Origin of the sequence: Vreelandella sp. F11, from assembly GCF_042466685.1 — a bacterium.
Lineage (GTDB): Bacteria > Pseudomonadota > Gammaproteobacteria > Pseudomonadales > Halomonadaceae > Vreelandella.
This window is the reverse complement of record NZ_CP170448.1, coordinates 1,040,027-1,064,730: the sequence shown is the minus strand read 5'-3', so window position 1 is coordinate 1,064,730 and position 24,704 is coordinate 1,040,027. Positions and strand designations below refer to the sequence as shown.

Genomic DNA, 24,704 nt, shown 5'->3' with positions numbered 1-24,704 from the left:
ATGACAAACAGCACGGTATTAAACAGTGATCACGCCAGCACGCCTGCTCAAACACCTATTGGCTGGCGAGACAGCCCCCGCCACTACGGGCGCATAAGCCGTGCGCTGCACTGGCTGACCGCCGCACTGATCACGCTGCAATTTACCGTGTTGCTGGCTTGGCGGGGAATGGGCGAAAACGTGATCACACTGTTTTTGGCGAGCATCGGGCCTCATGGCTCGTTGGGTTTTATGCTCCTGATCGTAACCCTGACGCGACTTGGCTGGGCATGGGTCAACCGCAAGCAGCGTCCTCCGCAGCCGCCTGGATGGGGTGGCCGCATGGCGCGCCTTGTACATATCACCTTTTATGGGCTGCTGATTTGGCTACCCGCTTTTGCCATTCTGCGTCAGTACGGGCGTGGCGGGGCGCTGCGCTTTTACGGTATGGAGCTAGTGCCCGAAGTCGAGCGCGACATCACCTGGATGACCGCCCCCGCCAATCTGCTTCACGGCCCACTCTCGTGGCTACTATGTGCGTTGGTCATCGGCCATATCGCGATGGCGCTGATTCACCGCTTCTGGCTCAAGGACAAGGTGTTGTCGCGGATGGTGTCAAGTGGCCACTGAGGGTACCACCTCCACCTCAGCGTCAGCCGACTGCTCTGGGGCCAACAGCTTGCCGCTCTCCAGCCGCACCAATCGATCCGCGAGGTGGAAATAGCGGTCATCGTGGGTAATCACCAGCACCGCTTTGCCCATGCGTTTTAGCTCGGGCAATACCTCGCAGTAGAACACCTCCTTGAATAACGGGTCCTGATCCGCCGCCCACTCGTCAAACACCAAAAACGGGCGATCTTCCAGGTAGGCCACTACCAGCGCCAAGCGCTTACGCTGACCCTGGGAGAGTGCCTGGGTCGTGAACGCACCGTTCTCAACGCGCACCTTGTGCTGCAAATGCAACTTGGCCAGCAGACGGTTGCCCTCTTCATCGAGATCTTCCCGCGGCGCTTCCAACAGACGCTCGAAAAGATGGAAGTCCGAGAACACCACCGAGAAGAGCTGCCGGTAAGCATCCCAGCCGTCCGCTTCGACCCGCTCGCCATTGAGCAATACCTCGCCACCTTCCGGCGGGTAAAGCCCCACCACTACTTTGGCCAGTGTGGTCTTACCGCTACCGTTGCCTCCTACCAGAAACACCACTTCCCCCGGCGTAAAGCTCAGATTAATCGGCCCCAGCTCAAAGAAGTCATCGCTCTGCTCGTGGTAGTACTGATGGGTGACGTCGCGCAATTCAAGACGTTGAAAATCAGGCACCTGAGGTGACGCCTGCCTCTCCTGCCCATGGGGCATCTCGCGGGTGATGTTATCAATTCGGCTAGCGGCTACCCGCGCCATATTGATCCGCGGAATATTGATCAGCAACCCTTCCAGGGGCGTCACCATAAACACAAACACCAGCGCAAAACCGGTCATTACCTGGGTTTGATTAGGCCCATCGCCTGCCAATACAAACAGCACCAGGCCAATAAAGGCGTACATCAGGAACTGCCCCCAACTGGTCGAGATCACAAACAGCGACATGCCATAGGTACGCAGTCGCCGCACACCTTCAACCGACTCCCCGAGTATCTGATCCATAAAGACCCGGCTCTTGCGCTGGTGCAGGCGCAGCTCTTTTGCCCCATCGGTCAGCGCGCGGAAATGCCCAAACAAGCGATCCTGCTCTGACGACGCACTCTGGAGATAACGAATAGCGCGCAAATGCACCAGATGGTAGCCGACAGCACCCAGCCCAATCACCCCTAAAGCAAACAGGAACACCTGCCATGAGAGCATCGCCAGGTAGCCCAAGCACCCCACCACGATGACCGTATTGGTCAAAATCACCGGCAAGCTAACGAACAGTACCGCCACGTTATTGCTGTGCTCGGTGAGCGCCGACTGGATCCGCGCACTGCCCACACGCTCGAACCGGGCAAAGGGGGTCTCGGCCACACACTGGGCGACAAAACTGCGTAACTCAGCCAGCGCCCGCTGCCCCAACCGCTCAAACAGCGCCGTCGACACCATCCGACAGACCATTAGGGCCACAGCAATCCCCGCGAAGCCCCAAGCCGCATTGGCACGGCTGGCGGCATCGCTGTTTAACGCCGCATTGATTTGGGCAATCAGCAGCACGCTGAAAAACCCCGAGAGAATGCTGGCCAGGGCAGCGGCGGTCATCAACCCGCGGGTTCGACGAATCAGATAGGGAAGCACATTCACCTCATTGGAAAGCGACACCTATCCATACAGACGAACCACTCACGCAAAAAGTTAAGCAATTTTTATGTAAACAAGCCTTATTCTCATTCGTCCTTAGATAAGGAAGCCAGTAACGCCGCCCCTCCGGCGGAGTGATTTTTTATTGGCTCGTCAGCCACGAGGACTCTTATGCATATTCACGACTTGATCGGCATCGGCTTCGGCCCCTCCAATATTGCCCTGGCCATTGCGCTCGACGAACAGCGCCAGGCAGGGCAAGCGAAGGATGCCTTGTTTATTGAGCGCCAGCCCTGCTTTGCCTGGCACCCGCATATGCTGCTGGAAAATGCCCATATGCAGATCTCCTTCCTCAAAGACTTGGTCACGCCGCGTAACCCTGGGAGCCGTTACAGCTTCCTCAATTACCTCCACAGCAAAGGCCGCTTGCAGGACTTTATCAATCTGCAGACCTTCTTCCCCAGCCGCCACGAGTTCAATGACTACCTGAGCTGGACCGCCAGCCACTTTGAACACCAGTGCACCTATGGAGAGGATGTGTTTGAAGTGCTACCCGAAACTGATAACGACGAGGTCGTCTACCTCCGCGTTCGCTCACGGGATGAGAGTGGCGCGGTGCAGGAAAGGCTGACCCGTTCATTGGTAATTAGCGTGGGTGGTGCGCCCAATGTGCCTGAATGCTTCGCCGGGCTAAAAGACGACCCACGGGTCTTCCATTCCAGCCACTACCTCAGAGAGTTGGCGAAGCAAGATACACCCAAACGCATCGCGGTGATCGGCGCAGGCCAGAGCGCGGCTGAGATATTCCTTGATCTGCATGGCCGCGAAGGCGTTCAGGTGGATCTGATTAGCCGGGCATGGGCCTTTAAACCCTCGGACGATAGCCCCTTCGTTAACGAAATTTTCAATCCCGAATACACCGACTACGTGTTCAACAACCCCACCGGCCAGCGGGAAGCGCTGCTGCAAGAGTACAAAAGCACCAACTACTCAGCCCCAGATCTCGCGCTGATTCAGGAAATTTACGATGTGTTCTATCAGCAAAAAGTGACCGGCCAGGCCCGCCACCGCTTCCGCCGTCGCCATGAGGTCATTGGCAGCGAAGAGACTACCGAAGGCGTTGAGCTACTTGTGCGCGATTTGGAGAGTGGCCATACGGATATCACCCGCTACGATGCCGTGGTGTTAGCCACCGGCTATGTACGCGACACCCATAAACAGCTACTGGCCCCCGTTGCGGACTACCTGCCCGATTTTGCCGTCAATCGCCACTATCAGCTCTACACCAAGCCCGAGTTCAAACCGGCTATTTTCCTGCAAGGCAGCTGCGAGCCCACCCATGGTTTAAGCGATACCCTGCTGTCGATTTTGGCGGCACGGACAAGTGAGATTTGTGATGCACTAGATCAGACACCTGCTTTATATGCCCCTTCTCCCTGTAAGCAGGAGGTTACTATATCCTAGTTTTCACCAACTCACTTTCATAAATCATACCAATGGTCAGGCCACTTCTTGGCCACTGGGCGTCACAACTAGATGCTGTTCTTGAATACCGTTTCGGTTGAAGCACAGGCACTAAGTCAGCATGACTGATGAGCCTTAAAACTAACATCTACTATTCGAAAACATGGATAAAACATGTCTAAACTCAAACTAGCTTATATCCTGTCACTGAGAAATGCTGCAGCCGATAAAGCTGGGCAACACATTGAGTATAAGGGGGAGAAACAGTACATGATGTCCCCTCTTGAACACCTGGTGACATCTCTCAATGAGACTCCGCTAGGCGATGCCTACTCTCTGGAAACAGTGATTTATGATGACGATGAAGGCTCAATAAAAGACCAAGAGAAACTCAAAGACTATGGTTTCTGTCGTCAACCTGGAAAGCCATGGATATTGCCACAAGAACTCTTTGTGAAGGGACACCACATTGACGACCTCTTTTGCTCTATACCATCCACTTACCGACGCTTACCAAGCGACTCACCCGATAGACTCCCTGCGAAGTCGACTTTTGAAAAAAGCTTGCTAGAGAAGTTAGTGGCAGTCGAAGCAGACGTCGTCGTCCTTGACGGACTATTAGTCATTCTAGACGAGCTAATCCGCCCCCATAGTCCTTTTTATCGCAAGATAGTCAATATCCATCCCGGACTTACGCGCCAAGACTCCCCCTATCAAAGGCGGGGGGCTTCGGCAACACTTGATGCACTGTACGGGGCTCAAGGGAAAAAAGTTATCAACTGGCAGACAATGGAAACCGAAAGCGCTCCTGCTATCAACAAGACTGGCGCCTCACTCCATTATGTCGACGGTGGGATTGATTCGGGCGAAGTCATCTACGACCTATTGGAAACTCATATCGAACCCGATGACTCCATCATTGAATTACGGTGGAGAAACTTCAATAAAAGCCTCTTTCCTACGCTTCACGAGGGGTTGGAATCTCTAAAAAACGATATCACGGCTTCCTCAACATGCTGAATTAATTGAATAGCCGCAGCACTAAATCAGGCAACGACACTTCGTGCTCCCATACCGGTGAGCACGAAGTCATCGCACCATAATCTTAAGCCAATCCCCACTTTTTGATTTGAATTCAGGATTACCCCTCCCTGAGGCTCACACAAAGTTGACACCGAGCTACAGATATTCATAATACAAACAATAACAATTAACATTTACTAAGAATTAAAATGAACCCAATGCAAGGAGAACATTCGTGAACCAACCCACTTTCCGCAAGCGGTGGCTAACGGCCGCCATTGCTATGGCTGCCTGCAGCACGTCGGCAGCTGTGCTTGCTCAAAATGCTGATTCAGATTCATCTGACCTGCCAGTTGTCAGAGTGGTAGGGGAAGCAATTTCAGAACCCACCACGGAAGATACGGGCTCTTATACATCAAGTAGAGTAACCATAGGCAAGCAGGAGCAGTCTCTTAGGGAAATACCTCAATCTGTCAGCGTGGTTACTCGTGAACGAATGAATGACCAGAACATGACGACACTTGACGATGTCATGTCACAAACCACGGGAATAACTAAACGAAGCTATGGCCCTACAGCTTCAACCTTCCGATCCCGTGGGTTTGAGATTGATACTTTACTACTTGACGGTAGTCCAATAGACAGTGCGATTGGCGTGACGGATACCATGTTCGATACTGCGGTACTGGATCGAGTAGAAGTCTTACGCGGACCTTCAGGGCTTCTTCAGGGATCAGGCGAGCCTAGTGGAACCGTCAACCTCGTGCGTAAGCGCGCCCAAGAGGACTTTGGTTTTCAATCCGCCCTTTCCTATGGTTCCTGGGATACTTATCGTGGCGAGGTCGACATCACCGGCGCACTCGACGAATCAGGCAGGCTACGTGGCCGCTTCGTCGGTGTATATGACGATAAAGGCAGCTTCATTGATCATGTTTACGCCGAGAATACACTTGGCTACGGAACCTTGGAGTACGATTTCACTCCGAATACAACTTTATCTGTCGGCATCATGAACCAATCAGGTGAATCCAGGCCTAATTATGGCCTTCCACAACTCGCCAATGGCGAGCTATTAAATATTGATCGATCTACATACCATGGCTCTCTTTGGGATATTAAAGACGAGAGCATTGAACGTTATTTTGCCGAAATAGAACATCAATTAGATAATGGTGGAAACTTTCGACTGATTGCAAACCACATAGAACGCGAAAGCGATACTCAGCAAAGCACCGCTGGCGTAAGCATCCCAACATCCAATACAGACAGCATCGACATTTCGCAGTGGCGTCAAATAAATCCGCGCCAGGATAGCTTTGTCGATGCAACCCTTTCTAGTCCATTTACATTTCTTGGAAAAACACATAACGTCATGGTGGGCGCCAGCCATAAAATTTCCGAAGAGCAAACAACTTGGGGTTATGGAGATCCTCAAATTATCCAGCGAAACCTGGCCGCCCCAAACCCCGACACCCCTCTTCCTATCTTTAACATTAGCACCACCAGAGATATACAAACAGAAGAGACAGGCGTATATAGCCAGCTAAAAATTTCCTTACTAGATAATACAACACTTATTGCCGGCGGCCGAATGAGCTGGTGGGAAGTTGAAGATCGATTAGATTCCTCCAATAATTTTGAGATTAATAGTGAGTTCACGCCCTATGCGGGCTTAATCTATGACATAAAAAACAATGTCTCAGCATATGCCAGCTATACCGACATTTTCCAACCACAAAGTTCACAAAACATTGATGGAAACTTTCTAGAACCTCGAACTGGCGAACAGTTTGAACTGGGACTGAAAGGCGAACACTTAAACGGCACGGTAAATTGGCATGCTGCTGTATTTCGTATCACGGATCAGAACCGTAGCGTTACTGATTTTGATAACCCTGGTTTCTCGGTTGCTGAAGGGGAAGTTGAAAGTGAAGGGTTCGAGTTAGAAATTACTGGGCAACCTTTACCTCGCTGGGATGTTTCAGCAGGCTATGCCTATACCCAAACAGAATACGTAAACGACCCAACCCAGGAAGGACGCGCTTTCTCTACCGATACTACAGAGCACGATTTAAAATTATGGACGCGTTACCACTTTTCCGACAACCCCGACGAAGGATGGAGAGTTGGCGCCGGACTGAACTATGTCAGCAGCATTTATGCAGAAGCCCGGGGAACACGATGGGAGCAGGATGGATATACGATACTCTCTAGCTTAATTGGATATCGTTTTAACCGTCACCTCGACTTCGCTCTAACGGGAAATAACCTAACGGATAAAAAATATTTTGAAACGCTAAGAGCTAACACTCGCAACAACTATTACGGTGAACCACGTAACTTTATGCTAACCATGCGTTATCAATACTAACCTTCCAAGCCAGTGCAGAATACCTTCCTACACTGGCTTTTCTTTACTCAACACAATTTTTGCTAAAAAAACACTCTGATAAGGTTTAAATAATGTCTTATGGGCTGACGTTGCCATTACGGAAAATAATATTTCTGGTTTTCTTAGCAGTAGTCATATTACTGGCTTCGCTCCCTGCTCTCGGACGAAAAAATAGTGAAGAAGGCACTGTATTAACTCTTGACTTTGCCATTGCAGAAACCCTTTTTGAAATTTTAGATACACCTGTTGCTATGGGTGGGGTCAACAACTATAAAAGTTGGGTCGGTGAAAACTCTACCCCTCAAAACCTTGTGAGCATAGGAACTATTCCCCAGCCTAACAAAGAACTTATTTCCACGATAAATGTAAGCACCATATTAGCACCACCTCAATACATATACTTAGAGGATGATCTTTCAAGAATAGCGCCTGTAGAGCAACTTTCACTTTATGATAACAACCCAATGAGAAGCTGGGAAAAAATGGTAAAATTCACTAAAGAAATTGGTGTCCGTGTAGGAAGAGAACAAGAGGCTAATTTCTTGATTTCAGAATCGGAGGAGCACTTTAGCAGACTTCGAGAAATTTCCAACTCCATACCTTCACCACTATTAATTATTCAATTTCTTGACGAAAGGCATGTCAGAGTTTACGGAGAAAATAGTCTACCAGGAACAGTTCTTGACCAGCTTGAGTTAGACAATGCATGGGATGGCCCAACCAACCAGTGGGAGTTTTCAATCATCAGTATAAGCGAATTATTTAATTACGATGTACATCTAGTCATTGTTGACGCCTCTCACTTACCAAGTAGAAAAGCAGTTCAAGATGGCATTATGGCAAGCGGCCTATGGAACCGACTGCCTAGCGTTCAAAAAAACAACACAACTTTACTCAATGCTAATTTTTGGGTTTTTGGCGCTATCCCCTCTACAATTCGTTTCGCCGACTCGTTAGTCAATGCCCTTGATTCTAACTAAATAGCTAACCACTTCCCCCTATAGAGACACTCACACTGCTCTCGCTGAATGTTGCTATAAGCGCACTACTAGCCTGACATTATTCAACATACCGAAAACAAAAATAAAAACATAACACTTATAATTTTATAATTAGCATTAAAATAGCACGCCAAGTATTCCTGGCGCACTATCGAAGGACTATTATAATTATAATGCAATAAATTTATTTCTAAGATATCTCCTGCACAGATTCTTGATGCTGCTGTTCAGCACTTACACTTAGTTGCTTTTCTATCTGTGATAATAGGACGTCATCTCCAACGATTGAGAAATGATCATTAAGGGTCTCAATTGAGGTTCTCGGGGTTCGATTCAACTGTCCCTCTAGCACCTGACGCTCTTCCCAAGCTCTTCCAGCCTCCCACCAGCAGTCCACTTCACAGTTCACTGTCGGCAAGGTATCAACCTGCAGGGAGAGTAATTTTAGATAGCGTGTAACATAGAATATCCGAGCTAATTCCTCGCTACCTAATGCTTCGTACCCTTCACGACCATATTCACCGTATGATGCCATTAGCCTCTCCAATTGAATGATTAGCATCTCTTCGCTCGGCTCCTCACTGCAATTTACATTACCATCGAGCGCTTCAAGCGAAACACCTGGCAGTACCACCGATGCGAAGCGAGCAAAATCTCGCTGCCAGCTATCCTCGCTGTGCAGACCACCGCCAGGTACATAGGGATCTATCAAAGCCAGTTGGCTCACGTCTTGTCCCAACCCTTCAAGACGTGCCGCTATCATCGCTGCCAATGCTCCACCAAGAGACCACCCCAATAGCCGATAGGGCCCCACGGGTTGTATGCGGCGTATCGTCTCCACATAGTCATCAGCCATTGTTTCAAGTGATGAATCTCGATGCTGTGGGTCGGTCAGCATTCGGCAAGACAGACCGTAAACCGTGCATACTCCCTGCAAGCGCCGAGCCAACGGTTGATAGTCAAAAACCGTTCCCATCACGGCATGAATGCAGAATAGCGGCGGCTGAGTGCGACACTCACCATTGAGCATGACAGCCCCTTTGGGCAGAACCTCAGCGTGATTCCTCACTCCCAGCAGATCAGCAATAGTCGGCTTCCGCATCAGATCGAACAGCTTAAAGTTGATCTTAGGTTCCTGCAGGGCTTGTACACGGCCCATTACTTTTAGACTTAGCAGAGAGTCACCACCCAATTCGAAGAAGTTGTCGGTTTCTCCGACCTGTTCAACACCCAGTACTTCCTGCCATATCTCGGCAAGCTGTCGGGCTTCTGGCGTTGAAGGTAATACGTACTCGCGGGTTTCCTTTAAATAAGGTTTAGGCAGTGCCTTGCGCTCCACTTTACCATTGGCATTCAGCGGCAGTGCATCGAGCGTGACTATTACTCCCGGCACCATATAATCAGGCAGGTGTTGACCCAGTCGTTCGCGTAATTCACTGGTGTCGAGATCGATGCCAGCTTGGGGAACCACATAAGCCACCAGCCTCGAGCCGCCGGGGCCTTCTTGGGCCACCACCACTGCCTCGCTAATTTCCGATTGCGATAACAGTTCCGCTTCGATCTCACCTAGCTCTATGCGTAATCCTCGGATCTTCACTTGGTGATCAAGACGCCCCAAGTACTCGAGCTGACCATCTTCCCGCCAGCGAACCAAGTCACCGGTACGGTAGAGACGTTCTCCCGCTGTAAACGGATCGGCAACAAAACGATCTGCGGTTAAATCACTCCGGTTTAGATACCCACGAGCCAGACTTACCCCGCCCAGGTAAAGCTCACCCGCTACCCCCTGCGGCACTAGATTGAGTTCGCCATCTAATACATAGGTGCGGGTACCGCTAATGGGCCGCCCAATAGGTATCTGGCGTTGAGAGTCATCACGGCACCACCAGTGCGTGACATGAATCGTGGTTTCGGTTGGGCCATACAGGTCATGCAGGTTGGCGCCATCAAGGCACTCAGCCACATCTTGCTGCAGCGCCGCTGGAACGGCCTCACCACCGCACATAATATGCTTGAGGCGAGTTTTGGCCTTAACATCAGGATAGGCCAGGAAGGCCTTCAACATTGAAGGCACAAAATTGAGCGTGGTGACCCTATGCTGCTGGATCAGCTCAATGATGCGCTCAGGATCGCGATGATCACCCGGTTGGGCGACCACTAGACGTGCTCCCATACTCAGCGGCCAGAAAATCTCCCATACCGACACATCAAAACCGAAGGGGGCCTTGTGCAGTACGGCATCCTTATCGTTGAGCTGGTAGGTTTGCTGCATCCAGACCATACAATTGGTTAAGGCATCATGGCGGATAGCCGCGCCTTTAGGCTTCCCAGTAGAGCCTGAGGTATAAATGACATAAGCGAGGTGTTCACCGTGCAGCACCACTGCCGTGTTTGTCGAGTCATGGTGCGTAACATCCAGCCGATCCAGATCGATGATGCTAGCGCCATTGGCTATCGGCAACGTATCGCGCAGATGCTGTTGGGTAAGCAGTAGTTCGATGCCACTGTCTTCGGCAATATAAGCCAACCGCTCGATCGGGTAATCCGGATCCAGCGGTACATAGGCGCCGCCAGCCTTAAGAATCCCCAGCAGCCCCACCACCATTTCGACAGAACGCTCCATGGCGATACCGACACGGGTTTCAGGTTTTACGCCTAGACCAATTAGATAGTGTGCCAAGCGGTTTGCGCGAGCATTAAGATTGGAGTAGCTGAGTGACTGATCTTTAAATACTAACGCTGTAGCCTCTGGCGTCTTCATAGCTTGACGTTCGATCAGTTGAGGGATAGATAGAGCATCTGAGTACTGATCAGCATTCTCTCCCCACTCGCTTAACAAATACTGCTCGTCTGCCCCTAGCAGAGTGATGTTATTCACAGCATACTGCGGTGCCGTTTGTAAGCTCTCCACAATGCCAGCAATGGCCATATTCAGGTAGCCACACAACCGCTTAGCACTGAGCGAGCGAATGGCCTGCCCCACCAATTGGAAGCCTTCGCCAAAATCATCGACTGACATCACAATGGGGTAGTTAGTACGACCTCGATTGCCCAATGCCTCCATACCGTTCCACGCCCGGCTAGTTGCCTCTTCCCTTTTCGGAGCACTGTAACGATAGTTCAGCAAGGTTGAAAACAGTGGGGCTCCTCCAGTCACTCCGCTACATCGCTGAGCTAGTCCAAGGCTGGCATGCTCATGGTGCAGCAATTCAGCCAGCTCGCTATGAGTCTGACGTAAGCAGTCTGCCACACTGTTCGTACCTAGCCTGATACGGATAGGTAACGTATTAATGAACATTCCTAGAGCCCTGTCGGCGCCCTCAACACCTTGCATGCGGCCAAATAGCAAGGTACCGAATACCACGTCGTCCCGCCCTGTCGTCTTACTCAGCACTTGTGCCCAAGCAAGGTGAAAAAGGCTGGCCGCGCTAACACCATGGCGCTGCGCCTGCTGTCGCACTTTTTGCGCCAATTCCGCCTCCAGCGGCAAGCGCACTTCCTCTATGTCGCTGCCATCGCCACGGACGTCCAGCATTCCGAACGGAGCAGTAGGCTCCTCAACATCGCCCAACTTCTCTCTAAAGAAGGCTTCATGCTCTATCTGACTTACACCCAACCTTGCCTGCGCCACGAAATTACGGAATGGAAGCGGTTGGGGCAACTCGTCTTCTCGTCCTTGCTGGATGAGAGCAATCTCGTCCACCAGCAGATCGAGTGTGGTGTGATCCAACACTAGGTGGTGGCTAGGCAATTGCAACAACCAGCGCCCTTGCTCAGCGTCTTGTGCCGCAATTGCTCGCACCATCGGGGCTTGGCGTACTTCAATGCGATAATGTTTAGGATCAACATAGGCGTTTAGTCGTTCGGAAACGCTGCACAAAACACCGGTTTCTTCCAGTTCCAGCCACTCCACCTCTAGTGAGGCGTGCCGATACACCACTTGTACTGGTTCATGAAGCCCTTCCCAGAGCACTGCAGTGCGCAAAATATCGTGACGAGCAATCAGTTGATTGAAACCAGCAACAAACTGCGCAAGCCGTTCCTGATTATCAAAACCAAGTAGGCAAGGGAGTACATAAGTATCACCCTCTTCCTGCAACCGATGATGGAACAGGATGCCCTCCTGCAAGGGCGCCAGTGGGTAGATATCCTGAATATTTTTCGCTCCGCCTGGCACTGCATCTTCTATGCGACTGATTTCATCTATATCCAAATCAATCAGTGGCAGCATATCCGGCTGGATCGACTGACAATACTCTGGAATCCTATTGGGCGGCACAACCAGCTTTTTCCTATCAGGCTCTAGGGACAGTGCCTTGGCGAAGGCCGCCAATTCGGGCGACTGGAACAGCGTTCGTACTTGAGATGCCAGACCTTGAGCTCGCATACGTTCAAGCACATTCAGTGCCAACAGCGAATGCCCCCCTAACTCGAAGAAGTTGTCGTGGCGCCCTACCCGCTCGACGCCCAGCACCTCGCTCCAAATCGCTGCTAGCGTCTCTTCAGTCTCACCTTGGGGCGGCTCGTATTGCGAGCTGCTGGCGAAGTCGGGCTCGGGCAATGCCTTACGATCCACCTTGCCGTTGGGCGTTAGTGGCAAGGCATCAAGCATCACCACTACACTTGGCACCATATAGTCGGGCAATACTTGCCCCAGACGTTCGCGTAGCTCTGCCGTATCGATCGATTCATGTGGCTGAGCGACGGTATAAGCCACTAACCGTGCCCCACCCGGCCCTTGCTGGGTCACCACCACTGCTTCTCGTATAACGTCACACTCCACCAGTCGGGACTCTATCTCACCCAGCTCGATGCGCTGGCCCCGTATCTTGACCTGCTGATCGGTGCGTCCGATGTATTCAATCACGCCATCGGTGCGATAGCGGGCCAGATCCCCCGTCCGATAGAGCCGTTCTCCAGGCACTTCGGCATACGGATTGGGCACGAAGCGCTCCGCCGTCAGTTTCGGCTGGCTCAGGTAACCCCGCCCAACCCCGACACCGGCGACATAAAGCTCCCCACACACACCCATTGGTAGTGGGTTCAGCTGGTTGTCGAGAACGAGTAGCTGGGTGTTATCGGTCGGTTTGCCGATTGGCACCACGGCTACGTGCTCGTCATCGTCGCTACGCAACAAGTGCAGGGATACGTCATCGGCGCATTCAGCAGGGCCATAGGCATTGACCAACGGAATCCCCGGATAGCGTGCAAACCATTGGCGCACTAACTCGGAGGTGGAGGCTTCGCCTGTGGGTAGCAGCCAGCGCAGTGCTGGCAGATCGACTGGGGCAGTGTTCAGCATTCCCTGGATCAGGGCGGGAACGCTTTGCAGCACCGTAATACCGTTGTCGCGCACATAAGAAAGCAACGCACTGGGGTCGCGTGCAATCTCATCAGGCACGATCTCGATGCAAGCACCACACAACAGCCCCGCCAGCGTTTGCCAGACGGAGATATCGAAACTCAGCGCTGCGGTCTGGGCAATAACATCGCTGGCCGACAGACCCAGGTAGGGAACCTTGCTCAACTGGTTATTGAGCATGCCACGATGGCTAACGACTACACCCTTGGGTTCACCGGTGGAACCGGAGGTATAGATGACATAGGCGGCCTGATCAGGGTGCACCGGTACGGTGATATCCCCCTCTAGCCCTTCCGCCACGACGAGATCTTCGAACACAAACATCTGCGGCGGGTTAGGCATGGATGCAAGCACACCTTTGAGATGCGGTGTCTGCTCAGTGGTGACAACCAGAACCGATGCCCGGCTGGACGCCAGCATATCGGCGATACGCTGATCAGGAAGCCGGGTATCCAGCGCTAGATAAGCACCGCCAGCCTTAAATGTACCCAGAATCATGCTCGGTAACGCCAAGCCGCGTTCGGCATGCAGGGCTACGACATCATCCGGTTTCACCCCTGCTTGCCGCAGCGCCTGGGCAATGCGATTGGAGATAACTTCTAGCTGTTCATAAGTGAGTGGTTCCCCCTGGTGGCGAACGGCAACTTGGCGTGGATGCTGTCGTACTTGCTCGCGGAACAAGTCGATATAGCCTCGCTCAAAGGGATAAGCAACTGACTGCCCACTGCTCTGCGACAATTGTGCTGCCACCTCGCCTGCTGGCATCGCTTCCAATTCATGATAGGGAGCGTCAGGCCTGTCGATAATTTGCAAAAGCACTTGGCGGAATCCCGAGAGCAAGCACTCAACGTCGGCACCTTCGAATTTGCGCGCATCGTAGGAGAGCTGCAGCGTTAACTTATCGCCTGGCATGACCACGACAGTCAAAGGGTAGTTGGTATGCGTTCGGTTGCCTTTGATTGCCACCTGGAAGTCTTGCCCTTTCCCCGTCAAGCTGGCATCTATCGGCGCGTTCTCAAAAACAAAAAGACTGTCAAATAAACTGCGCCCACGGGCCACTGTACCCAGCGCTTGGATGTCTACCAGTGGCAAGTGTTCGTATTGACGCATCTCCAGGTTTTTTGCCAGTAACGCCTGCAGCCAATCGAGTATCGACATCTGTGGCAAAGGTAATGTTACACGTAGCGGAACTGTATTTATAAATAAGCCTACAGTCTCCTGTATCCCTTCCATCTCAAGGGGGCGGCCAGCCACGGTTACGCCAAACAGGACATCATTTGATTGGGAAAGTCGACCTAGTAGGAGTGCCCACGCCCCTTGTACGATCGTATTGACGGTCAATTGATGCTGACGGGCGACATTCTGCAATTCTGCACTTTCGTCAAAGGAAAGTGAGGAGAAAGCATCAGCCACGGTAGCCACACTGTCGAGCGAACCGTGTGACTGAAGAAAGGGAATTGGCGTTACCTCATCGAAACCTTCAAGCTCATGTTGCCAATAGTCGCGCAGCACATTGGCATCCTGCTGCTGCAACCAATCGATAAAATCACTATACGGCCTTGGCAGCGCCAGTTCGTGACTCGCACCTAGAAGATAAACATCGTAGTAGTGGAAAAAATCGGTTAGCAGCAGAGAGCGACACCAGGCATCCATCAGAATATGGTGGAAACTCTGTACGACGTAAAAAAGGCTATCCGCGAGTTGGATAAGACGCACTTTGAGCAACGGTGGCTGTTCCAGATCAAAACCATCGTCAAGCTCCTTGCGCAACAGAGCCGCCAAACGACGCTCCGCTTCAGGCTCATCGATATCGCGCCAATCGAGATACTCCACCGGGGAGGGAACTTGCCGATACACCACCTGCAACTGCATCTCTTCGGTACGCCAAACAAACCCTGTACGTAGCACCTCATACCGTTCGACGACTCGCTGCCAGGCTTTCTCGAAAGCATTGACATCAATCGGCGAAGCAAACCGGTAGCGATCCTGCATCATGTACATACCAGAGCCTGGATTGAGCAAGGTATGCAATAGCAGACCTTGTTGCATAGGCGCCAGTGGATAGATGTCTTCAACATTGGCGACGTCCAACCGCAAATCGTCCAACTGCGCCTGACTCAGCCTCGCCAGCGGGAAGTCCGATGGCGTAGCACCACGAACACCGCTATCACAATGCTTGATCAATGCCTCTAGTTGCGCTTGGAAGCTTGCTTGCAAGGCATGTATCGATGCCTCGCTGTGAATCTCACGACTGTAATGCCAGCCAAACTGCAGTTGGCCCTCCTGAACCCAGGCCACCACCTCAATCCAAGTCCGGCGCTCACTTTGCGCAGCGCGGGGCTGCCCGGCGCTCTCTTTGGCGAGCCGCCAGGCCGAATCGTCCTGCAGGGAGCGGTCAAACTGGCCTAGATAATTGAAAGTGACCTGGGGGTAGGCTCCGCCCATCAGCGCGGGTTCCTCTTTCAAATAGCGCAGCACGCCGTAGCCGAGTCCCTTGTCGGGCACTTGGCGAAGCTGGTTCTTGATCGCTTTTAGGCTCGAGCCCGGTTCCGCATTACCCGGCGTCAGACGAACCGGATAGAGCGAGGTGAACCAACCCACGCTGCGACTGAAATCGAGATTATCGAACAAGTCTTCGCGGCCATGGCCTTCCAGCTCGATCATTACGCTGTCTCGCTCCGCCCATTGGCACAGGGCGCTCGACAGCGCAGTGAGGAGCAGGTCATCCACCTGGGTACGGTAGGCCTTATGCACCGGCCCCAGCAGTTGCGTGGTTGCCTCAGTAGACAAGCTGCCGGCAAGTGATGCGGTATCGGCAACGGTGTTGCTGCCCTGGAGATTCTGTGCCGGTAGGCTAGGCTCCGGCTCTTTGACAAGACCTTCCCAATAGGAGCGTTGCTCAGCCAACGCCTCCGATGTGGCGTAGTCGGCCAGGGCGCGCGCCCACTCATCAAGCGAGGTGGTGGCTGGTGGCAGATCGAGCGCCTTTGCTGCACTTAACTGCGTGTAGGCCGTTTGCAGGTCGTCGAGAATCACGCGCCACGAGACGCCGTCTACCACCAGATGGTGAGCCACTAGCAGCAGTCGCCCGCCGCGCTCGCCTCCCAGCTCCATCCAGATGGCACGGAACGGCCGCACCAGGCTTAGGCTGCGCTGCGCTGCATCGGCGGCCTGGGTGATGGCCTGCGTTGGATCCGCATGATCGCTCAAGTCGAGGTGCTCGAAGAGGTCATCGGCTAGCTTGCTATAGGCTTGTTGCCAGCTGTCGCCAACGCGCTCAAAGCGCAGCCGCAAGGCACCATGGTGATCGACCACTGCCTCAATGGCACGCCGTAGCAGCGCGGCATCTACATCACTGGCCGCTTCCAGCATCAACGACTGATTCCAATGGTGTGGCTCGGCGAAGTTCTGCTCGAAGAACCAGCGCTGTACCGGCAGCAGTGCGAAGGGGGCCACCTTATCGGGCGCAACCGCTTGTTTAGGTACGGCAGCCGCCAAGGGCGTGGCCATCGCTGCCACGGCGGCAACGGTCTGCCCTTCCATCAACTGCTTGGGCGTTACCTTGTAGCCACGCTTACGCGAGCGCGCGACGATCTGCAGGCTGAGGATGGAGTCGCCACCCAGTTCGAAGAAGTTGTCATTACGACCCACCTGCTCACAGCCGATTACATCGGCCCAGACCGCTGCCAACGCCTCCTCTGCTTCTCCCTGGGGAGCTTCAAAGGCTTTACCACCGCCGGTTTGCACCGGCTCAGGCAGCGCCTTGCGATCCAGCTTGCCATTGGCGGTGAGCGGTAGAGCCTCCAACCGTACCATGGCGCTGGGTACCATATAGTCCGGCACGCGCTCGCCAAGCTGCGTGAGTAACGCGGCATCATCAACGTTGCTCCCGGCGGTCATCACCACATAAGCGTACAGTTGCGAGCGGCCTTCTTCGTTTTCCCGTGCAATTACTTCAGCTTCTGCAATACCCGGCTGTTCGCGCAACAGGGCAGCTATTTCGCTCGGTTCCACCCGATAGCCGCGAATCTTGACCTGGTCATCCATACGGCCAAGGAACTCCAGGCTACCGTCGGCCAGTTGGCGCACACGGTCACCGCTGCGATAGAGCCGTTCCCCCGCATGGAAGGGGCTGGCGACGAAACGTTCCGCCGTTTGCCCAAGGCGCTGTAGATAGCCTTGCGCCAGCCCAGGGCCACCCAAGTAGAGCTCCCCAGCAACGCCTTTCGGCACCGGATTAAGCCAGGGGTCGAGCACATAGGCCCGAGCATTGGCCAGCGGCGTGCCGATCGGCAGTGTGCTGGCAGCTCGATCGGCTATGTCGGCTTGCTGGGTGAGAATACCGACCGTGGTTTCCGTAGGGCCGTAGTGATTAAGCACCTGGCAGGTTGGCTTGAGTTCGGCTATACGCTCCAGTAGCGCCCAGTCGGTCGCTTCGCCGCCCAGGATCAGGCGTTCGCTCGGAAGTACATCCGCCGGGGTTGCAGCATTCAACAGCGCACGTATGTGGCTAGGCACTATCTTGAGCACATCCACCTGCTGTTCACGCATATAAGCCGCAAAGGCATCCGGGTCGAAGGCGCACTCGGGGGAAATGAGGTGCAAAGTGCGCCCCGTGCACAAGGCACCAAACAGTACCGTATGCCCCAGATCCGCCGCCACCGTCGACACCATCGCCATATTGCGGGCATCCTCTGGTAGCGCCAGCGCCTCTAGTACCCCCTGCACGTAATTGGCTAGAGCAGCGTGACTCACCGCCACTCCCTTGGGCTTGCCCGTAGAGCCAGAGGTATAGATCACATAGGCCGTTTGGTGGGGGTGGATGACGGGTAGTTCGTGCTCTACTGACGCCGGAGAATCGTCGGCAAACGCCAGCGCCATTACCGGAACGTCACCGCTCCAGTCGCAAGCCGTACTACTCAGCATTAAGCGAGCGGCACTATCGGCCAGTTGATAGGCCAAACGCTCCGTTGGCAGTTGCGGATCCAGCGGTACGAAGGCTCCCCCCGCTTTGAGTACAGCGAGGATACCGAGTACGTATTCGCACGAGCGCTCGGCGTGGATGGCAATGCGCTCTTCGGGGCCGACCCCCTGGGCGACCATTGCCTGTGCCAGACGCTGGGCCGGGGAGTCTAGTTCGGCATGGGTCAAGCGGTTCGCATCATCACTCACCGCCAATTTGTTCGACGATTCACAACCCACCCGTTCCAAAAGAGACAGCACAGTCGTTTCCTGCCACGGCCGGATCACTCCCGGCACCCCGGCTTCCGTTTCTTTCGACAAGAAGTCACACAGGCGAATTTCTTGAGCGCTATCCCCCTGTTGAATATCCTTCAGGATGGATTCGAATTGATGCGCCAACATCCGAACCGTGGTTTCATTCAAGAGATCAGTGTCATACAAATAATCTAGGCTTATCCCCCCCTCAACTTTGACGCGGAGAGTCAGGGGGTAGTGATTGCCGCTATCGCTTTGAATTGATGAAAATGCCAACTGTCGCTTGTCCGACGCGAGCAGGATCTCATCCACCGGGAAGTTCTCGAACACCACAATATTATCGAACAATCCTTGACTGCCATTTCCTGCCCAGCGCTGAATTTCATAAAGCGGCGTATGTTCGTGCTCCCTTGACGCTAGATTTCCGGCCAGCAACTCACGCAGCCAGTCGCCCAAGCGCATGTCAGGTCTCAGTGACGTGATGACCGGCAAGGTATTGATGAACAATCCCAATATCTCATCGGCGCCATTCAGGTCTGAGGGTCGGCCTGCGACCGTAGCCCCAAACGTGACCGTCTGCTGCCCCATGAAACGGCTCAAGAGCAGCGCCCAAGCAGCTTGCAGCACGGTATTCAGTGTCACTCGCTCGTGACGCGCCACTTCTTGCAGGCGGTCGACATGAAGGCTTTCAAGTTCGCTGCGATATATTCCAGGCTCGGTTGCCGAACCGGAGGAGGCAGGCAAGGTATCGGCTAAACGGGTCGGCTCTTCTACCTGTCCTAAACATTCACGCCAGAATGCTTCACTGGCCGTGCTATCACGCTCCTTCAGCCACTCGATGTAATCGCGATAGCGGCCGGCTTGGGCAGGTAAGAGGGAGCCTTCATAGTGACGGATCACTTCCCCTAGTAATTGCGCACCACTCCAGCCATCCAGCAGTAGGTGATGACTGGTCCAGATCAAGTGGTGGCGTGTCTTGCCAACTTTCACCAAGGCCACACGCATCAGCGGTGGCTTGGATAGATCCATAGCGCGACGTTGCTCTTGGGCCAGGTCGTTAAGTGCCACTTTTTGGTTCTCTCGAGCTCGCCAATCCTCCTCGAACCAGGGGAATTCGACCTGCCTGGCGACCCATTGCAGCGGCGTGTCGTCCTGACTCAGGAAACCGCTACGCAGGATGTCGTGCCGAGCCACCACCGCCTCCCAGGCCGCCTTGAAGCGAGCGGGCTCCAGGCCATCGATATCCACCCGCAACTGGTTGAGGTAGGCACTGCCATGCACGTCGTACAAGCTATGGAACAGCATGCCCTGCTGCATAGGCGACAGCGGGTAGAGATCGGCCAGATTGTCGAACTCGAGCGGCAGGCGATCCAGGTGTTGCTGGCTGATGGACGCCAGCGGGAAATCCGAAGGCGTTGCCCCATGCACGCCACCGCTACAGTGATCGACCAGCGCCTCCAGTTCCCGCTGGAAGCGATTGGCCAGGGCCTGCACGGAGGCATGGCGATAGCGCGCCTTACTGAAGCGTACGCTAAGGGTCAATTGCCCTGCGTAGACTTGGCCGTTGATCGCTAAATCGTGCTGCTGCGGAGCGTCACCATCGAAACAGGTACCGGCACTTTCCTGGGCTGGTGCCCAAAGTGTCGAGTCGTTGAAGCTGCCATCGAATTGCCCCAGGTAGTTGAACACCACTCGGGCCTTGGGCAGGGCACGCAGTGCTTGCTGCTGCTCAGTATTGCCTAGATCCGTGAAGACTCCATAGCCAAGCCCTTTGTTGGGTATCTCGCGCAAGCCCTCTTTGACACGCTTCAACGCCTCCCCCAACTCGCCATGCGGTGCCAGCGCCACAGGGAACAGGCTGGTGAACCAGCCTACGCTGCGTGACAGGTCGACTCCCTCGAACAGGCCCTCTCGACCGTGGCCTTCCAGGTCGATCAGTATCCGTTCGTGGCCGCTCCAATCGCACAACGCCCTACCCAGAGCCGTCAGCAGGATATCGTTAACCTGGGTGCGGTAAGCCGCCGGTGCCGCCTTGAGAAGCGCCTCGGTCTGCTCTTTGTCCAACTGCAGTTGAATACTGGTTTGCCAGGCACTGGTATTCTCACCATGCGGTTCGTCGCAGGGTAGTTCGACGGGCACGCTGGCCAGGCTCTGCCAATGGTTCAGTTCATCGCCATGGGTCTCGGCATAGCCTTGTAAAGCCCTCGCCCAATCCAGCAGGCTGCTGCTCTTTTCCGCCAGCTCAATGGTTTGCCCAGCCCGCACCTGAGAATACGCCGTCTGCAGATTGTCGAACAGGATGCGCCACGAGACTCCGTCCACCACCAGGTGATGAATGGCCAGCAGCAGTCGCCAGCTACCATCACCCATCTCGATAGCCAGCGCTCGCAGCAGTGGCCCCTCGGTCAGGTTCAGGCTACGCTGGGCGTTTTCGCACAGGGCCTCAACCTCCTCGGCATCGCTGGCCCGTCGTACCCACAGCAGATCCTGTGCTTGGATATCCTCCACTGAGGCATAACGCTGCCGCCAGGCACCGTCGACATCCTGCCAATAGCGCAGTCGCAGGCTGTCATGATGCCGAACGAGCGCATCCAGCGCCTGCGATAAGATCATTGTGTCGAGACTCTCTCGACTACGCAGCAATACCGCCTGGTTCCAGTGGTGACGCTTTGGCATCTCCTGGGCAAAGAACTCGGCCTGGATCGGCAGCAGAGGCACTTCGCCTTCAGCACTGCCGAAGCTTAAGGCCTGCGTTCCGTTCGCCACCTCGGCTACCGCCGCTAATTCGGCCACGCTCTGTCGTTCGAACAGTTGGCGAGGTGTAATCCGCCAGCCGGCCTGAAGCATACGCGAGACGATTTGCAAGCTGAGAATCGAGTCGCCACCCAGCTCGAAGAAGTTGTCATGGCGACCCACCCTTTTGACGCCAAGTATCTCTGACCAGATTTCTGCCAGCGCTTCTTCCACCTCACCTTGAGGCGGCTCATAGTGCATGCCACTGGCTAACTCCAGCTCGGGCAGCGCCTTGCGGTCTACCTTGCCGTTGGCATTCAGCGGCAGTGCCTCGAGTGTGACCACGACGCCCGGCACCATATAATCCGGTAGCTTTTGACCCAGCGCTTCACGTAGTGAGTTGGTGTCAAGTTCACTGTCGGCTTGGGGAACCACATAAGCCACCAGCCTCGAACCGCCAGGGCCGTCCTGGGCGACCACCACTACCTCGCGAACCGCCGGCTGAGCGAGTAGTTCGGCTTCGATCTCACCTAGCTCGATCCGCAAGCCACGGATTTTCACTTGATGATCAAGGCGGCCCAGGTACTCGAGCTGGCCATCCTCCCGCCAGCGCACCAGATCGCCCGTACGGTAGAGGCGCTCGCCCTGTGCAAACGGATCAGCGACAAAACGTTCTGCGGTAAGGTCAGGGCGATGCAGATAGCCCCGCGCCAAACCAATACCTCCGAGATAGAGTTCACCCGCAACCCCGGACGGCGCCAAGTTAAGATCCCCATCCAGTACGTAAGTGCGGATACCGGCGATCGGTTGGCCGATAGCTACCTGGTTGTGCCCATCGTCTTGGCACGTCCAGTGGGTAACATCAATGGCCGCTTCGGTGGGGCCATAGAGGTTGTAGAGTGCCACTTGAGGTAAGCGGGCAAATACCTGATTCTGCAGCTCCGCAGGCAGCGCTTCACCGCTGCATACCAAGCGTGTCAGGCTGGTGCAGGCTTCTACCTCGCCATGGGTTAGGAAGGCTTGAAGCATCGATGGTACAAAGTGCAGCGTGGTGATCTTGTGGGTGCGAATCAGCTCAACCAACTGTGCCGGTTCGCGATGGGCGCCTGGTGGCGCCATCACCAGCCGTGCCCCCTGCATCAGCGGCCAGAAGAACTCCCATACCGACACATCAAAGCTGAATGGCGTTTTCTGTAGCACCGCATCGTCGGTTGTTAACCCATAGACCTCCTGCATCCACTGTAGGCGATTGGTCAGTGCATGGTGACGGTTGGCGGCGCCCTTGGGGCGCCCGGTGGAACCGGAGGTGTAGATCACATAAGCAAGATTTTCGCCGTGCAGGGCCACGTTCGGATTGGTCGGCGCGTGGTGAGCAACCTCCAACCGATCCAAATCAATGACGTTCAGCCCATCGGCCACCGGCAACGCATCGCGAAGATGCTGCTGGGTAAGCAATAGCTCGATGCCGCTGTCTTTGACCATATAGGCCAACCGATCACTCGGATAATCTGGATCTAGTGGCACATAAGCACCACCCGCCTTGAGAATAGCCAGCAGCCCTACCACCATCTCAATGGAGCGCTCAATAGCAATACCCACCCGGGTCTCAGGTTTTACACCTAGGCCGATTAAATAGTGGGCCAAGCGATTGGCACGGGTGTTAAGTTCGGTGTAGTTGAGCGACTGATCTTCGAATACTAATGCCGTAGCCTCTGGGGTTGCCTCAGCCTGGCGCTCTATCACGTGATGGATGGGCTCGACCGGATTATCGGTTGCTGCGTGGCTTCCCCAATCGAGCAGCAATGCTTTTTCCGCGTTATCAGGTAGTTCGATGGAGGTGAGCTGTGTTTCCGGCTTTTCTAATAAAATTTTCAGTACTTTCTGGTAGTAACCTATCAAACGTTGGATGGTCTGTTCATCGAACAGAGCGGTATTGAATTCTAGAGCACCAACTACTTGCTCCTTTTCAATAAACATATCCAGGGATAGCTCAAACTTTGCACTCGTCTGAGGAAGATCAATTAGTTCGACAGACACATCATCTAACTGAAGCTGCTCTTCATCAGATCGAAACTGGAGACCAAACATAACTTGGAATAGGGGCTGACGAACGGAATCCCGCTTTACTTTCCGTTGTTCGAGCAAGACCTCCAATGGCATATCAGCATGATTGAGCGAGCCCACTGCATCTTTTTTGACCTGCCGACATACGTCACCCAGCGTCATGGCTGAATTCACGCTTACTCGAAAAGGCAGTGTGGTGATGAAGAAGCCAACGACCTCCTGAAACTCCTCTTGCTGGCGACCTGACGATGGTACGCCAATAGCGAAGTCTTGCTGCCCACAGTAGCGGGCCAGCACTACTTGCCAGGCAGCGAAGAGTGGCACGAAAGGAGTAAAGCGCTCTTGGTGGCAAAAGGCTTTTAGGGAGCTGGCGAGGCTGCTATCCAATACAAAACGCTTTGTGGCACCCCGAAATTCTTGCTGTTTGGGATAGACATGGTCAGTGGAGATTGCTAACGGCGGGACATCGTCACCAAGATGCTCATTCCAATACTTAAGCTCCTTATCAATTTCGCCCGTTGCCACTCTCTTCTGTTGCTGTAGAACATAGTCACCATACTGTACGGGCAGGCTTGGAAGCTGCGTATCACAGTCTTGGCCCAGCGCCTGACGATAGGCTTCACTCAGATCGGATTCGATGATCCGGTTAGACCAGGCATCCGAGACAATGTGATGAAGACAAACAACTAATACATAGCTGTTTTCCGCCAGCTTGATTAAACGGGCTACCAGCAACGGCGGCGCGCCTAAATCGAAGACATGCTGCGCGATATTCTGGATAGAACGCGCCAGCCTTTCGTCCTGTTCTGGTGCCGCCAGTTCAGAGAGATCTTCTCTACGAATAGAAAAAGGGACGCTGGGGAGCACAGACTGGTGTGGTACACCGTTGCGCTCAAAGAATCGTGTTCTCAATACGCTATGGCGTTGAATCAGTGCTTGAAAAGCGCTTTCTAGCGCCCCTGTCTCCACGTTTCCAGTAAGCCGGTAAGCGCGCGGCTGGTTGTAGGCGGTAATATCCGGAGAATAACGGTGCAGGAACCAAAGCTGCTGCTGGGAGTATGACAACGGCAATACATCATCTTCACGTATTGCTTCAGACACTCTATCTTGCCCTTCTCTGTCATTACCTTGTGCTGCTGCGTCTTGTGAATGAGCCACTTCCTTCATCACTAAATCCTCTTCCTTAACCGCATTACAAATAATT

General features: G+C 53.9%; 7 protein-coding genes. 5 read left to right on the top strand and 2 right to left on the bottom strand.

The genetic code is table 11. From position 1 onward, the window contains the following. Entirely contained in the window at nt 1-609 is a 609-nt protein-coding gene (locus tag ACFIOZ_RS04770; protein ID WP_386082550.1) for a cytochrome b, read from the top strand. On the opposite strand, the gene ACFIOZ_RS04765 is transcribed toward ACFIOZ_RS04770, so the two are convergent. Beyond that, entirely contained in the window at nt 595-2,241 is a 1,647-nt protein-coding gene (locus ACFIOZ_RS04765; RefSeq protein ID WP_386082549.1) for a cyclic peptide export ABC transporter, read from the bottom strand. The genes ACFIOZ_RS04770 and ACFIOZ_RS04765 overlap by 15 nt on opposite strands. Before the next feature lie 174 nt (nt 2,242-2,415). On the opposite strand from ACFIOZ_RS04765, the gene ACFIOZ_RS04760 reads away from it, so the two are divergent. The 4 genes from ACFIOZ_RS04760 to ACFIOZ_RS04745 all read left to right on the top strand — a co-directional run bounded on the left by ACFIOZ_RS04760 (nt 2,416) and on the right by ACFIOZ_RS04745 (nt 8,103). Continuing rightward, on the top strand, nt 2,416-3,708 hold the full coding sequence (locus ACFIOZ_RS04760; RefSeq protein ID WP_386082548.1) for a lysine N(6)-hydroxylase/L-ornithine N(5)-oxygenase family protein: 1,293 nt from the start codon (nt 2,416-2,418) through the stop codon (nt 3,706-3,708). A gap of 174 nt (nt 3,709-3,882) precedes the next feature. Further along, on the top strand, nt 3,883-4,728 hold the full coding sequence (locus tag ACFIOZ_RS04755) for a formyltransferase family protein (RefSeq protein ID WP_386082547.1): 846 nt from the start codon (nt 3,883-3,885) through the stop codon (nt 4,726-4,728). 238 nt (nt 4,729-4,966) lie between these two features. Continuing rightward, a complete protein-coding gene (locus tag ACFIOZ_RS04750; protein WP_386082546.1) occupies nt 4,967-7,102 on the top strand; it encodes a TonB-dependent siderophore receptor in 2,136 nt (711 codons plus the stop codon). A 92-nt stretch (nt 7,103-7,194) separates the two neighbouring features. Continuing rightward, nucleotides 7,195-8,103, top strand: a complete 909-nt coding sequence (locus ACFIOZ_RS04745; RefSeq protein ID WP_386082545.1) for an ABC transporter substrate-binding protein — start codon at nt 7,195-7,197, stop codon at nt 8,101-8,103. A 211-nt stretch (nt 8,104-8,314) separates the two neighbouring features. Here the strand turns inward: ACFIOZ_RS04745 and ACFIOZ_RS04740 are convergent, their stop codons facing one another. Beyond that, entirely contained in the window at nt 8,315-24,667 is a 16,353-nt protein-coding gene (locus ACFIOZ_RS04740; protein WP_386082544.1) for a non-ribosomal peptide synthase/polyketide synthase, read from the bottom strand. Nucleotides 24,668-24,704: the final 37 nt, after the last annotated feature.